This is a genomic window from Bradyrhizobium sp. AZCC 1577 (assembly GCF_036924575.1).
Classification (GTDB): domain Bacteria; phylum Pseudomonadota; class Alphaproteobacteria; order Rhizobiales; family Xanthobacteraceae; genus Bradyrhizobium.
Genome location: NZ_JAZHRQ010000001.1, coordinates 6,136,026 through 6,149,168 on the forward strand (window position 1 = coordinate 6,136,026; position 13,143 = coordinate 6,149,168).

At 63.4% G+C, this 13,143-nt stretch carries 12 protein-coding genes; 1 reads left to right on the forward strand and 11 read right to left on the reverse strand.

What is annotated here, in order from left to right; all coding sequences use genetic code 11:
* Positions 1 to 97: 97 nt before the first annotated feature.
* The 9 genes from paaB to V1278_RS29165 all read right to left on the reverse strand — a co-directional run bounded on the left by paaB (position 98) and on the right by V1278_RS29165 (position 7,746).
* Positions 98 to 385, reverse strand: a complete 288-nt coding sequence (paaB, locus tag V1278_RS29125; protein ID WP_057844448.1) for a 1,2-phenylacetyl-CoA epoxidase subunit PaaB — start codon at positions 383 to 385, stop codon at positions 98 to 100.
* Between the two features lie 10 nt (positions 386 to 395).
* Positions 396 to 1,388: a 1,2-phenylacetyl-CoA epoxidase subunit PaaA gene (gene paaA, locus V1278_RS29130; RefSeq protein WP_334376618.1), complete on the reverse strand. Its 993-nt coding sequence runs from the start codon at positions 1,386 to 1,388 to the stop codon at positions 396 to 398.
* 75 nt (positions 1,389 to 1,463) lie between these two features.
* Positions 1,464 to 2,333: a phenylacetic acid degradation operon negative regulatory protein PaaX gene (paaX, locus tag V1278_RS29135; protein ID WP_334367741.1), complete on the reverse strand. Its 870-nt coding sequence runs from the start codon at positions 2,331 to 2,333 to the stop codon at positions 1,464 to 1,466.
* A 183-nt stretch (positions 2,334 to 2,516) separates the two neighbouring features.
* On the reverse strand, positions 2,517 to 3,287 hold the full coding sequence (locus V1278_RS29140) for an esterase/lipase family protein (RefSeq protein WP_334367740.1): 771 nt from the start codon (positions 3,285 to 3,287) through the stop codon (positions 2,517 to 2,519).
* 187 nt (positions 3,288 to 3,474) lie between these two features.
* Complete coding sequence (locus tag V1278_RS29145; protein WP_334367739.1) at positions 3,475 to 4,761, reverse strand: DUF445 domain-containing protein; 1,287 nt, start codon at positions 4,759 to 4,761, stop codon at positions 3,475 to 3,477.
* A gap of 209 nt (positions 4,762 to 4,970) precedes the next feature.
* Positions 4,971 to 5,447: a phasin gene (locus V1278_RS29150; RefSeq protein ID WP_334367738.1), complete on the reverse strand. Its 477-nt coding sequence runs from the start codon at positions 5,445 to 5,447 to the stop codon at positions 4,971 to 4,973.
* Positions 5,448 to 5,696: 249 nt separating this feature from the next.
* On the reverse strand, positions 5,697 to 6,290 hold the full coding sequence (locus tag V1278_RS29155; RefSeq protein WP_334367737.1) for a GNAT family N-acetyltransferase: 594 nt from the start codon (positions 6,288 to 6,290) through the stop codon (positions 5,697 to 5,699).
* The gene (locus tag V1278_RS29160; protein ID WP_334383067.1) at positions 6,287 to 7,369 is read right to left on the reverse strand and encodes an alpha/beta fold hydrolase; all 1,083 of its coding nucleotides are present in this window, start codon (positions 7,367 to 7,369) and stop codon (positions 6,287 to 6,289) included. Before V1278_RS29160 ends, V1278_RS29155 begins: the two co-directional genes overlap by 4 nt.
* Positions 7,366 to 7,746 (reverse strand): hypothetical protein, encoded by a 381-nt coding sequence (locus V1278_RS29165; RefSeq protein ID WP_028350065.1) that lies wholly within the window; start codon positions 7,744 to 7,746, stop codon positions 7,366 to 7,368. The genes V1278_RS29160 and V1278_RS29165 overlap by 4 nt, the downstream gene beginning before the upstream one ends.
* A 164-nt stretch (positions 7,747 to 7,910) precedes the next feature.
* Between V1278_RS29165 and V1278_RS29170 the strand changes: the two genes are divergently transcribed.
* Positions 7,911 to 8,825, forward strand: a complete 915-nt coding sequence (locus tag V1278_RS29170) for an alpha/beta fold hydrolase (protein WP_334383068.1) — start codon at positions 7,911 to 7,913, stop codon at positions 8,823 to 8,825.
* Between the two features lie 147 nt (positions 8,826 to 8,972).
* On the opposite strand, the gene V1278_RS29175 is transcribed toward V1278_RS29170, so the two are convergent.
* Together V1278_RS29175 and V1278_RS29180 are read right to left on the reverse strand one after the other, a co-directional pair.
* Positions 8,973 to 9,647 carry a spermidine synthase gene (locus tag V1278_RS29175; protein WP_334384286.1) on the reverse strand — a complete coding sequence of 225 codons (675 nt, stop codon included), beginning with the start codon at positions 9,645 to 9,647 and terminating at the stop codon, positions 8,973 to 8,975.
* Between the two features lie 163 nt (positions 9,648 to 9,810).
* Entirely contained in the window at positions 9,811 to 13,050 is a 3,240-nt protein-coding gene (locus V1278_RS29180; RefSeq protein ID WP_334383069.1) for a bifunctional cytochrome P450/NADPH--P450 reductase, read from the reverse strand.
* Positions 13,051 to 13,143: the final 93 nt, after the last annotated feature.

Genomic DNA, 13,143 nt, shown 5'->3' on the forward strand with positions numbered 1-13,143 from the left:
CTTGCTCAGCCGTCATTGCGAGGAGCGGAGCGACGAAGCAATCCACACTTACGGTGCCGGCGCGATGGATTGCTTCGCTCCGCTCGCAATGACGGTCTCACATATGCCCGACTTCGTCAGGCACGTCGTAAAACGTCGGGTGCCGGTAGATCTTCGACTCCGCCGGCTCGAACATCATGCCTTTCTCGGACGGGTCGGACGCGGTGATGGCGCTCGACGGCACCACCCAGATCGAGAGGCCCTCGCCGCGGCGGGTGTAGATGTCGCGGGCAGCCTGCAGCGCCAGCGTGGCGTCGGTGGCATGCAGCGAGCCAACATGCTTGTGCGCCAGCCCGTTGCGGCTGCGGATGAAAACTTCCCAGAGCGGAATGTTCGGCGTCGCCATCGCGTCTCTCCTATTCGGCTGCCTGCAGCGCCGACCGTTGCCGGCGTTTCTCGGCATAGGCCATCGCTGCTTCGCGCACCCAGGCGCCATCCTCATGCGCCTTGCGCCGCGCCGCCAGACGGTCGCGGTTGCAGGGGCCGTTGCCTGCCAGCACCTGTTTGAACTCGTCCCAATCGATCGCGCTATATTCCCAATTGCCGTTCGCGTTCTGCTTCATGCCGGGATCGGGAATCGTAAGCCCCAGGAATTGCGCCTGCGGCACGGTGGCGTCGACGAATTTCTGCCGTAGCTCGTCATTGGAGAAGCGCTTGATCTTCCACTTGGTCGAGGTGTCGCTGTGCTGGCTGACCTGGTCGGGCGGACCGAACATCATCAAGACCGGCCACCACCAGCGATTCAGTGCATCCTGCGCCATCGCCTTCTGCTCGTCGGTGCCGCGGCACAGCGTCAGCATGATCTCAAAACCCTGGCGCTGGTGAAAGGATTCCTCCTTGCAGACGCGGATCATCGCGCGCGCGTAAGGACCATAGGAGCAGCGGCACAGCGGGATCTGGTTCATGATCGCCGCGCCGTCGACCAGCCAGCCGATGGTGCCGATGTCGGCCCAGGTCAGCGTCGGATAATTGAAGATCGAGGAATATTTTGCCTTGCCCGCGAGCATCGCGTCGACCAGCTCTTCGCGCGAAGAACCGAGCGTCTCGGCGGCGGCGTAGAGGTAGAGCCCGTGGCCGCATTCATCCTGCACTTTGGCGAGCAGCGCCGCCTTGCGGCGCAGCGACGGCGCGCGGGTGATCCAGTTGCCTTCGGGCAGCATGCCGACGATTTCGGAATGCGCGTGCTGCGAAATCTGCCGCGTCAGCGTCTTGCGGTAGGCGGCCGGCATCCAGTCGTTGGGTTCGATGCGCTCGTCGGCGTCGATGCGCGCCTGAAACTGCGTAGCCCGCGCGGCGTCCTCAATGTGGCGGTCGTCGCCGTCGGACGTGTTGAGCGCCTGCGTGTACATGGCGGACCTCCCGGAATTTGTTGGGAGGAAATATATAACACAAATTACGATATGCAATACATTTCTGTAACATATCTACAGCCCGTCAAACCGCTTCGAAAGTTCCCCGCCGGGCTTTGGCAGGGGTCCGTTTTCGTTGGTGGCATGGCGATCAAGCCATTGTTCGGACGCGGGAAGCAGCGCGCGATAGATCTCGCCACAGAGCGTTCGGGCGGCCCTGCCCGGCCAGTCCGTGGGCAAGAGCGCGGTCGGCAGCAACGGGTCGCGCAGCACGACGCGACGGTAATGATGGATCAGGAGGATCCGTGCGGTGAACGCGTCGGCCTCGGTCAGCCGCTCGCCACGACCGAGCCAGCCGTGCAGCGGCTCGAAGGTCTTCATGAATTTCTGATAGGCGTCGGCGGTGCGATCGAGTGGCCAGCTTTCGCTGAGCAGACGCCGCCCGCTATCGTCTTCCGCCGACACTTCGAGACGAATGGCGCCGGCCGCTTCGGCAGGCACCGGCACGCCCGACGGCGCCACCCATACGCCCGGCAGCGGACTGCCGAAGCCAGCGTTCTTCAACGCCTCGCGCGCGGCGTCGCGATCTCCGCCATTGCCGATCAGCAGCAGCTCAAATCGCCCGGTCCAGTCGGAGGCTGGCGGGCCGTAAATGTGTTTGGTCGCGATATCGAAGGTCTGCCGCTCGCCTTGCACCAGGCGATAGAAACTGTTGCGGCCAACTTTAACGCGCTCGAACCAGCCGTCGGCCGTCAGCCGCGACATCGCGGTGCGCACGACGCTGGCGTCGATGTCGAGCTGCTCGAAAAATTCCAGCAGCGTGCCGAGCCAGACCGAGCCGCCGCGCGGCACGATGGCATCGCCGAATACGGTGATGACGATCGATCCGGTGCGCGACGGTTCGCGCTTCAACTGCTGAATGATGCGGGCAAGCGGCGGCGGCATGCGTCAAGGCATAGCGCGTTTTGCGGGAGAGCGACAATGTCGGTTGTCTTCTCCTTCTCCCCGTTCTTCGCGGGGAGAAGGTCGGGATGAGGGGCTACCTCCGCAAATTCGATAGACGTGAGCGCGCGGAGAGAGCCCTCACCCCCGCAACGGCGGGGCGAGGTTAGCAAACACCCGCGTCTGCTACCGATGCGGATTCGGGTAAACCACGCTGCGCCAGCCGCTTCGATCGAACGGCGACCATTCGCCTTCCGGCTGCGCCAGGCGATCGGCCACCGCGTACACGACCGCCGGGTGATGGCCCATGCCGCAATGGCTGCTTTCGACCTCGATGCTTTCGGAAGTCGCCGACGTCTTCTCCATGCAACCCTGCCAGGCGCAGATGCCGTCGGTGCGGCTGAAGATCGCGGTGGTCGGCACCGGCGGCGTCGCGGACAGCGCGCCGCCGAAGCGGGCGTCCTCCTCGTCGGCGCGGCGGCCGCTCGCCAGCTCGTAGACGCGCCAAGCGTTGGTCGCCTTCGGTCCCGACGCAAACGGGCTGCCGAGCGTGATCACCGAGCGCACGCGCTCCGGCATCATCTTGGCAAGCTGGCGCGCGTAGAGACCGCCCAGACTCCAGCCGACCAGCGAGACCTTGCGGCCGTGCGTATCGTTCAACTCCTGCACCAGATCGACCATGGCGTTCTGCACGCCGTGGCGCAGGCCGAGGTTGCGCCCCTGACGCCAGCCGCTGACGGCATAGCCGCGCGTGCGCAGGAAGCTGCGCAGCGGCCGCGTCGAGGTGTCGGATGCAACAAGGCCGGGCAACACCAGCACGGGGTGCCCGTCGCCGCGTGGCGCCAGACTCAGCAATGGCAGTGCCCCTAGAAACGCGCCGAGTTCGTGAATGGCACGCCCCTCCAGCAGCATCAGGGTTCTGGATGGCGGGGCAAGCGTCTGCGCAGCAACGGACATCATATCTCCTCTCGGGCTCGGCCCCTTACGTCGCGGCAGCCGGCCACCGGTTCAGTTAGACGCCAACGCGGGTAGAATCGTTCGGCACTGCAATATAGCTCCATAAAAAGCTAGGGAACCGGCTTTCCCCTTGCAAGCAATGCAGATCACATCTCGGATAACTAAAAGCATTGACGTGATGAATTAGTCACAGCAGCCGCAGCAGGTATTCGAGGGTGTACAGCGCCAATCCCGCTAGCCCGCCGATCAGCGATCCGTTGAAGCGGATGTATTGCAGGTCGCGGCCGATGTTGATTTCGATCAGCGAGATCAACTGCCCCATGTCCCAGGACTTCACCTGGTCGGAGATGAAGGTCGAGACGCCGCTCTTCTGTTCGGCGATCACGGTGCGCAACACCGCCACGAGGCCCTGGTTGATCTCGGTGCGCAACTCGGCATCGCCTGCCAGCGCCTCGCCCGCTTTCACGAACATGCGCACCAGATATTGCTCCAATACCTGCGTCTCGCCCGAGGCGCTGCGTTCGAAGAACGAGCGTGCGTTGGCCCAGATGTGGCGTGCGAGACCCGTCACTTCGGGACGCGCCAACAGATCGCGCTTCAACCCTTGGATCCGCTCGGCGTAGCTTGGATCGGTGCCTAGGCGATCGACGAAGGTCATCACCATGCGATCGAATTCGCCGCGGAACGGGTGCGCGGGATCGTTGCGGACTTCCTCGAAGAAGGCGGTGGCGGAAGCCACGATCTTGTTCACCAGGAACTTGTCGGCGCGATACAGCTTTAGCAGCGTCGGCAATTCGGCGCGGATCTTTTCGCGGATCATCGCCATGGTTTCGGCCTGCGTCATGGTCTGATGCACCGCGCGCAGGATGTCATCGAGCAGGCCGGAATGCCGCCCCTCCTTCACGAATGCGCGCAGCGTTCCGGCCGCCAGCGGCGCGAGATCGATCGACATCAGTTGCGCGGTGATGCGGCGGCTGACGAACGTCATCAGCCCGGAGGTCTCCGTCGCCGCCACCGCTTCGGGCAACAGCCGCAGCGCAAAGCGCGCAAGGTCCTCGCTGCGCTTGCGGTCGCGCAGCCAGTCGGCGATGAACGCGCCGAAATCGATCTGCCGCAGCTTGGCCTCGACGGGAGCTGCTTCCAGGAAATGCTTCTCGATGAATTCGCCGAGCTTGTCGGCGATGCGGTGCTGGTTGCTCTGGATGATTGCGGTGTGCGGAATCGGCAGTCCCAGCGGCCGTTTGAACAGCGCCACGACGGCATACCAGTCGGCCAGGCCGCCGATGGTGGCAGCTTCCGCAAACGCCGCGATGAAGCCGAAGGCCGGATGCATCGGCAGCAGCGCTCGTGCGGCGAGGAAGATCGCAAACGTCGCCGCCAGCACCGACGTCGCCAAAATCTTCACGCGCCGCAACTCGGCGGCGCGGATGGCGTCGCCGGGAGAGTCGATGACGAAGGTGGCGGGAAGCGTCATGACGGCTTTCGAGTAACGGTTCGCGTCCGCATCAGACTAGCCGTCATTGCGAGCGAAGCGAAGCAATCCATGTCGCCGCACCGGAAGGATGGATTGCTTCGTCGCTATCGCTCCTCGCAATGACGGCAACAGGTCATGACGAGGATGAGGACAAAAAGAAGGCCCGCAAAAGCGGGCCTTCGAAAACGGCAGTTGTCAGGCGATCGCGATCAGGCGGTCTTGGAGTAGACCTTGGCAAAGTTGTCCTGCGCGGTCTTGGCGCCCTCAGTGACGAGCTTGCCGAGATATTCGGTGGTGGCCTTCGCCCGCGTGACGAGCACTTCGCCGCGCGCACGGACCAGGTCCGACTGGATCTGGGCAGCTTCGCTCAGCGACTTCGCCGAAGCGAGCTTGTCGATGCCGGCGAAGAACGCTTCCGCGTCCTGGTAGAGCGCCTGCTGGATGTTGCGGCTGATCTTGGCGGCCTCGGAAACCGAACCGGCAACGGCGGTCTCGATCGCAGCGGTCGCCTTCTCCGAACCGGCATAAAAGTCGGCGGCGCGCTCCTTGGCGGTCTCGGTCTGCTTCTTCACGAACTCACGGGCGGCTTCCGGAACTTCCAGGTTCTGGAGCTTGGTGAACGCCTCGGTAACGGGCGCGAAGGCTTCCTTGACGGTGTTCAGCACGGAATTGGTTTCGGTGGTCATTGGGGGTCTCTCCATCCTCGGTTTGAGCTATGGGCTCACCCCGTCCGATTGGCCCGGGGCGCGTGTGTTGTGCCATAGTTAATGGTGCGTCGCAACATTAATGTTGCAGCGCGATATCACGAATTCGTGAACAGCCCGATGGATGAGCGGTCCGCCCAGAGAACCGGCAAAAGTTCCACTTTAGGCTAATGCCGGAGCCGCCCCATCTACTTTGCATGGGGTTGTTTTCGCGATTTTGTGTCTGGCTAGCTAGTGCTGCACGGCCCCCGGGAGCCCATAGGCTTCCATCTGTGCCCGAACCTGCGCCACATTGTGCCCGAGCACGACGATGTCGTGCTTTTTGCCGTCGACATCCCGGACGTGGTCCCGCAGCAGGGCCTCGGCCCGGAAGCCAAGGCTCTCGAACAGCGCGATCGCCGCTTGCTGGTCGACGGTCATCTGCACCGACAGCTTTTCCAGCCCGGCGCCCAGCGCCAGCGCAAACGTTTCCTGCGACAGCGCCCGGCCGACCCCCTGCCCGCGGACGTCAAGCGAGACCACCATCCGGATCTCGCCGACATGGGGCGACCATGAATGCGGGTCGCGTACCAGCGTGCCGCAGCCGACCACCGTCCCATCCTTCACTGCCAGCAGGCTGACGATCTGGCCGCGCTCGATCTCGTTGATCCAGGCCGAGAGCACTTTTGGCTGGCTGATGTTGCGCGGCAGAAACAGCAGATCATGCGTCGGGAGCTTTTGCGCAAATGCCAGCACGGCGGCTTCGTCCGCCCGCCCCATCATGCGGAATTCGATCTCGCCGGCATCGGTCTTGACGTGGCGCGGATAGGAACGTGTCTCGCTCATGTTGATCTCTTACCTAGCCAGGAATCCAGTTTCGGCCACAGCCGCTTGATCGCATTGGCGCCGGCGACGAGGCTGACGTGACCGCCCTTCAGCATCACCTCTTCCTTGTCGGTCGAACCGACCTTGGCGATCAGGTGCTTGGCCGCATCATAGGGCACGATGTGATCGTGTTCGGCGACCGCATGCAGGATCGGCACCTTGATCCTGGAAATATCCGCCGCACGCCCGCCGACCGACATGGTGCCGTTATAGAGTTTGTTGTCCCACATCAGGTTCTTGGTGATGTCGCGGAAATACTCGCCCGCTAGTGGCAGCGTATCCGTCGCCCACCGGTCGAACATCCGGTACGACTTCACGAACTCGTCGTTCCAGATGTTTTCCCACAATTGCACCTGGCTGACGGTGCGCGACGCCGGCCGCAGCATTTCGAACGAGGACAGGATCATTTCGGGCGGCACATTGCCGACGCTGTCGACGAGGCGATCGACGTCGAAATAGCGGCGGTCCGAAAAGTTCTGGAACAGCTTCATCTCGCGGAAATCGATCGGCGTGGTGAAGCAGATCAAATTCTTCATCGGCCCGTCGTGGAAGATCGAGCCGTACAAGAGCGACAGCACGCCGCCGAAGCAATAGCCGATCACGGTAACGTCCTGCTCGCCGGAATCCCGCTGCACGCGGCGGACGCAGTCCGGGATGAAGTCGAGGACGTAATCCTCCATCCGCAACGATTTTTCTTCCGGCTTCGGCGCGGTCCAGTCCAGCATGTAGACGTCGTAGCCGCGCTTCAGCAGAAAGTCGATAAAGCTCTGGCCCGGCACCATGTCGAGGATGTAGCCGCGGTTGGTGGTGGCCATCACGATCAGGATCGGCACGCGGTAGATTTCATCCGCTATCGGCCGATAGTGATAGAGGTTCATGGTGCCGCGGGCGGCCAGGATGTCCTTTGGCGTCGAGCCGAGCGACGGGCCGGAGGTAGAAAAATATTCGACGCCCTTGATGCTACGCTGGATCGCGCGCTGCACCTCGGACTGGACCCGCTCCGAAATGGAAGCGAGATCGAGACCCGCGGGAGCGTTCATTTCTGCTCTCCCTCCGCCGGCGGACGCTTGGTGCGCGGCGGCCGCGGCGTGCCGTAGCCGCTCTCCGGCGCCAGCGAATTGTGGTGCACCTGATGCAACAGTGCCTTGATCTCGTTGAGCTGGCCCTCGATCGCCTGCAGCCGCTCCGCCATGCCGACAAGCTGCGCCCGGCTCGGCAGGTTCATCGCCAGCAGGTATTTCTCCATCAGTTCGCCGAGCTGCTTCTGCGCGCCTGCGCTGACGCCGCCGACCTGATTCATCATTTTCGAGAATTCGGGCGAGGCCATCGCCTGGTTGGCAAAGGAGTTGAACCCCTTCTCCATCTCCCCGATCATGGTCTGCCAGATCACGGCAGGATCGTTGCCTTTGTCGGCCATAGGCGCCCTCTCCCGAAAGATTACGAGCGCTTGCCACGCTTCGCTTGTATTTGGCCCATACCACACCGTTGCAGCGGGCCGGTCAACCGCTGCGACGTCTTCTGCGGTGCGGGAAACCGTGCCATAGTTACTGAAGCCAGATAACACTTGAGGGAAGACACGTGATGCTCGCCCATCAGCCGCCTCAGATCGCCCGCGCCAACGGCATCGATATTTGCTACGAGATTTTTGGCGATCCGGCCGCGGAACCGATGCTGCTGATCATGGGGCTCGGCGCCCAGATGATCCATTGGGATGACGATTTCTGCCGCCAGCTCGCCGCGCGCGGCTTTCGCGTCATCCGCTTCGACAATCGCGACATCGGCAAGTCCTCTCACATGTCCGGCGGCAAACGGCTGACGCCGTTCGAACTGCTGAAGCTGCGGTTCCTGAAGATACCGGTGGCCGCACCTTACAAATTGATCGACATGGCCAAGGACACCGTCGGCCTGATGGACGTGCTCGGCATCCACTCGGCGCATCTGGTCGGGGCCTCGATGGGCGGCATGATCGCGCAGGAAGTCGCGCTCTCGTTCCCGCAGCGGGTGCGTTCGCTGACCTCGATCATGTCGACCACGGGCAATCCAAAAGTGCCGCCGCCGACGCGCGAGGCTTCGGCGGTGCTGATGGCGCCGCCGCCGCGGACGAAGGAGGAGTATTTCGAACGGTTCGCCCAGACCTGGAAAGTGCTGCGCGTCGGCTCGTTCCCGGAAGACGAGGCCCTCGACCCTGCCCGCGCTGCCCGCACCTATGAACGCGGCCTCAATCCGAACGGCGTCGGCCGGCAGTTGCGGGCGGTGCTTGCCTCCGGCAGCCGCAAGGAACGGCTGCATCACCTGAAAATCCCGACGCTCGTCATTCACGGCACCGTCGATCCGCTGGTGCGCCCGGAAGGCGGCAAGGATACCGCGGCGTCAATCCCCGGCGCAAAGCTCCTGATGATCGAAGGCATGGGCCACGCGCTGCCGATCCCGATGTGGCCGCAAATCATCAACGCGATCGCCGGGCACGCGCAGGGTGCGGCCGCAAAGGCGGCGTGATCTATCTCGTCGTTCCTGCGAAAGCAGGAACCCATAACCACCGGCGTGCGTCGTTGCGAGCGCTGTGGCTCCAGCCCAGTCTCGCCATCAGCATTTGTGGTTATGGGTCTCTGCGTTCGCAGGGACGACAGCGGAGATGGTGGCCAGTCAGCTCTTCATCGCAATCCAGATTACGTGGCGCACGCCGCGGCCTTTGCCGGTGGCGCGGATGTTGACTTCGTTCACCTCGAAGCCTGCACCACGAAGACGTTTTGCGAACGCCGCGTTTGGCCCCGAAGACCATATGGCCAGGATGCCGCCCGGTCGCAGTGCGGCGTGCGTCGCACGCAGGCCTGCCGCGTTGTAGAGCGCATCGTTGGCCTCACGAGTAAGCCCCTCCGGTCCATTGTCGACATCGAGCAGAATGGCATCGAACTTCGAACGATGCGACCGGATGATGTCGGTGACATCCGTCTCTCGAATGCTGACGCGGGGATCGTCCAGGCTGTCGCCGAAGATTTCTGCCATCGGGCCTCGGGCCCAACTGACCACCGCCGGCACCAGCTCTGCCACCACGATCTGCGCTTCATTGCCGAGCCTGGCGAGCGCCGCACGCAACGTAAAGCCCATGCCCAGTCCACCGATCAGTACATGCGGTTTGGCGACCTTCTCGATCTTCTTCGCAGCGAGCGTCGCGAGTGCGGCTTCCGAGCCCGACAGGCGGCTGTTCATCAGCTCGTTGCTGCCGAGTTTGATGGAAAACTCCGTGCCGCGGCGCATCAGGCGGAGTTCGCTGCCGGTGCCAGGAATGCGGGCGGTGTCGAGCTTTTCCCAGGGAATCATGTGGAGGGTTGTAGCATGCGGTTTCAATAGTCGTCGTCCCTGCGAACGCAGGGACCCATAACCACCGGATGTTGTGGTTATGGGCAGAGCCTCCGGCGCTGTTGTCTCAATGAGGGGCCGCGGAGTATGGGTCCCTGCGTTCGCAGGGACGACGGCGAGAGCCTTACCCGCCCGCCCAGACGTCCAGCACGTAGCGGTTCTTGGTGCCGAGATCGTCGATCCAGCGCAGGCCGGCATCAGCGTCGGCGCCGGACTTTTCGCGATAGATCGCAACCAGCGCGGCCTTGACGTCTGGCTCCATCTTGCCGCCGTCGCCGCAGACATAGACGATCGCGCCCTGCTCGATCAGGCTCCAGATGCGGTCCTTTTGCGCCGCCACCTGATGCTGCACATAGGTCTTCGGCCCCTCGGCGCGCGAGAAGGCGGTGTGCAGTTCGGTGATGCCGTCGATCGCGAAGGCCTTCAATTCATCCGCGTAGAGAAAATCCTGTTCGGGATGTCGGCAGCCGAAGAACAGCATCGCAGGACCGAGTTTTGCGCCCTGCGCCTTGCGGTGCGCGCGCTCCTGCAGGAACCCGCGGAACGGCGCCAGCCCCGTACCAGGACCGATCATGATCACGGGTTGGGCCGGATCGTCCGGCAGCCGGAAGCCGGCCTTGGTCTCGCGTATGGTCGCATGCACGGTATCGCCGACGCGGCGTCCGGCGAGATAGTTCGAACAGACGCCCCTGTACACGCCACGTCCCGAACTCGCGGGCGATTCCACCACGCCGACCGTGACGCTGCAACGCGTCGGATCGGTCGAAGGCGACGATGAGATCGAATAATAGCGCGGCGCCAAGAGCGACAGCATTTCCAGGTAGGCGTGGAACGGCAGTTCGCAGGCCGGATGCTCTTCCAAGAGATCGAACACCGACTTGCGCCTGGCCAGCACGTCCGATCGGTAACGCTCGGTGGAAACATCGTCGTCGCCGACATAGGCCAGCAACTTCGGCTTGGTGACGGGACAGCGCGTGTGTTCCGACATGATCTGAATCTGCTTGCGCGTCGCGATCTGCTGCAACTCGACGAACTCGGTCAACAACCGCCCGACCGACACGGCATCGCCGACCGGCAATTGCGCGCGGCGGCCCTCGGCGACGTGCAGCCGGACCTGGTCGGCGGGCAGAAAACCGAAGCGGCGCGCGACGGAATCGACCAGCGCCGGATCGTTGCGCGGCACCACGCTGAGGTGGTCACCGACGCGGAAGGTGACGCCGGGCGGCAATTCCACCTCGACGTGGCGGGTCGAGCGGTCGGAAGGACTGGCGCCGGCCTTGTTCTGCAGTTCGGAATTGACCAGCACCTTCATCGGCGCGACGCCGCCCTGCGCCAAGATAGTGTGAACGGCCGATGGCGCCACCGGCTCGATCGAATAAAGCGGCGCGTCATCGGCGCTGCGGGCGAAGCCGGAATCGACGCCCAGCTCCTTCATGGCCGCGGGTGCTGCCGCCGCGAACCATTTTTCGAACTGGCCGTCGAGATCGCTGCGGGCATCGCCCTCGCCGCGGCTGTAGAGGCTGCGCGCGCCGTGCGCCGCCAACTGCTCGTCGATCATGCGCGGCACGGACTGGTAGGTCGCGGCCCAGTCGCTGTTGCCGCAGCCGAACACGGCGTATCGCACCTTGGCGAATGCGTCCTTTGGCAGGCCGCTGTCCAGCCATTTGACGAACTGCGTGGCGTTGTCGGGGGCTGCGCCATTGTAGGAAGCGCAAAAGATCATCAGCGCGCCCTGTTCCGGCAGCTTGCCGACGTAATCGTCGAGCGCGCCGAGTTTTGTCGCGAAGCCGTTGACCTCGGCGAGGTCAGCTACCCGCGTCGCCAGCTCTTCCGCGGTGCCTAGGTTTGAACCATAGAGCACCAATAGCGGCGTGTTGTGGCCCGGGCGGGTCCGCGCCTGTGGCGCCGCCGCGCTTGAGGCAGCGGCCGCGATAGCCGCGCGGCCGGCAAACGCGCCACGGTCCTTGTCCGCGCGCGGGCGCACCTTGATTTTGAAACCGTCCGGCTTGACCGTCAGCGTTTCCTTCAGGTGCATCTGGTAGCGATGCACGTCGATCAGCTTGAAGCGCTGCAGGATCATGCCGATCGCCAGCGCCGCCTCGTGCATCGCAAAGCCGCGGCCGATGCAGGCGCGCTGGCCGTTGCCGAACGGCTTCCAGGCATTGATCGGACGCGCGGCCTCGGCCTCGCGGCTGAAATTCTCAGGGTCGAAGATGTCCGGGTTCGGACCCCAGACGCTGGGGTCGCGGTGCAGCGCCATCACCAAAACGGTGATGAACGTATTCTTCTTCAGCTTGTATTTGCCACCGCCGATGGCTTCGTCCTGAAGCGGCGTGATGCCGTAGGCCGGCGCCGGCGGCCACATCCGCAGCGCTTCCTTCAACACTCGCGTGATATAAGTGAGCTGCGTGACCTGCTGATAGGTCGGCTTGGCGTTGATATCGGGCCCGAGCACCCGATCGACTTCCTCATAGGCCTTCTTCAGCACCTCGGGATGCTTGAGCAGCGCGTAGATGGTGCACGAGAGAAGTCCGCTGGTGGTCTCGTGGCCTGCAATCAGGAAGGTGTTGATCTGGTAGCGGATGTTGATGTCGTCGAGCTGCTCGCCGGTCGAGCGGTCGATGCCGGTCATCATCGCGCCCAGCATGTCTTTCTTGGCCTCGGCGGCTTCAGCATTGCCGCGGCGCTCGGCGATGATCTCGTCGACCATCTTGTTCATGAAGGCGACGTCCTGGGCCAGCGTCTTGCGTCGCTTCTGCATCCACAGATTTTCCAGCGGCAGGCCGCGGGTCATCATGATGGTCTCGAGCGAGCGCACCAGCGACTCCACGAACGGGTGGTAGTCACGGCGGTAGAACGAATTGAAACGGTAGTCGAAGCCGCAGAGACCAATCGTGTCGAGCGTCAGCGCCGTCATGTCGTGCACGACGTCGATCTCCTCGTCGGCGTTGAGCCGCTCCCATTTCTTGACGAGCTGCTCGGCGATATCGACCATGCTCGGGTGATAGGATTGCATCGCGCGGTTGCCGAACGGTTGCAGCAGGATGTTGTGCGCCTTGCTCCAGTTCGGCTCTGTCGTATCGGCCGTGAACAGCCCGTCGCCGCCGACGGCGCGGACGCGGCGCAGCGAGCCGCGCACCGTCTTGTCGAAACGCTTCTCATCGGAGAGCTCGTCGATCAGATCGTGGCCGGAGACGATCACGATCGGCGCGCCCATCATGTCGAGCCAGAAGATCGGCCCGAGCTCTTTGGACAGCTTGACCAGATGCTGCACCGGCGCGTTGGGATCCAGCGACAGCATGTTGCCGACGACGGGCTTCTTCGGCGGATGCGGGATCGGACTGAGTTTATTGCTGGACGCCATTGTCGAAGTGTCTCCCCTGCCTGCCTCAACCGTCATTGCGAGCGATGCGAAGCAATCCATCGCTCGGCAAAACGAAAGAATGGATTGCTTCGT

Coding starts and splice junctions, on each gene's coding strand:
- paaX (WP_334367741.1), bottom strand. CDS start 2,333: ATGCCGCCGCCGCTTGCCCGCATCATTCAGCAGTTGAAGCGCGAACCG.
- V1278_RS29155 (WP_334367737.1), bottom strand. CDS start 6,290: ATGAGCGAGACACGTTCCTATCCGCGCCACGTCAAGACCGATGCCGGC.
- paaB (WP_057844448.1), bottom strand. CDS start 385: ATGGCGACGCCGAACATTCCGCTCTGGGAAGTTTTCATCCGCAGCCGC.
- V1278_RS29150 (WP_334367738.1), bottom strand. CDS start 5,447: ATGACCACCGAAACCAATTCCGTGCTGAACACCGTCAAGGAAGCCTTC.
- V1278_RS29175 (WP_334384286.1), bottom strand. CDS start 9,647: ATGATTCCCTGGGAAAAGCTCGACACCGCCCGCATTCCTGGCACCGGC.
- V1278_RS29160 (WP_334383067.1), bottom strand. CDS start 7,369: ATGAACGCTCCCGCGGGTCTCGATCTCGCTTCCATTTCGGAGCGGGTC.
- paaA (WP_334376618.1), bottom strand. CDS start 1,388: ATGTACACGCAGGCGCTCAACACGTCCGACGGCGACGACCGCCACATT.
- V1278_RS29145 (WP_334367739.1), bottom strand. CDS start 4,761: ATGACGCTTCCCGCCACCTTCGTCATCGACTCTCCCGGCGACGCCATC.
- V1278_RS29165 (WP_028350065.1), bottom strand. CDS start 7,746: ATGGCCGACAAAGGCAACGATCCTGCCGTGATCTGGCAGACCATGATC.
- V1278_RS29180 (WP_334383069.1), bottom strand. CDS start 13,050: ATGGCGTCCAGCAATAAACTCAGTCCGATCCCGCATCCGCCGAAGAAG.
- V1278_RS29170 (WP_334383068.1), top strand. CDS start 7,911: ATGCTCGCCCATCAGCCGCCTCAGATCGCCCGCGCCAACGGCATCGAT.
- V1278_RS29140 (WP_334367740.1), bottom strand. CDS start 3,287: ATGTCCGTTGCTGCGCAGACGCTTGCCCCGCCATCCAGAACCCTGATG.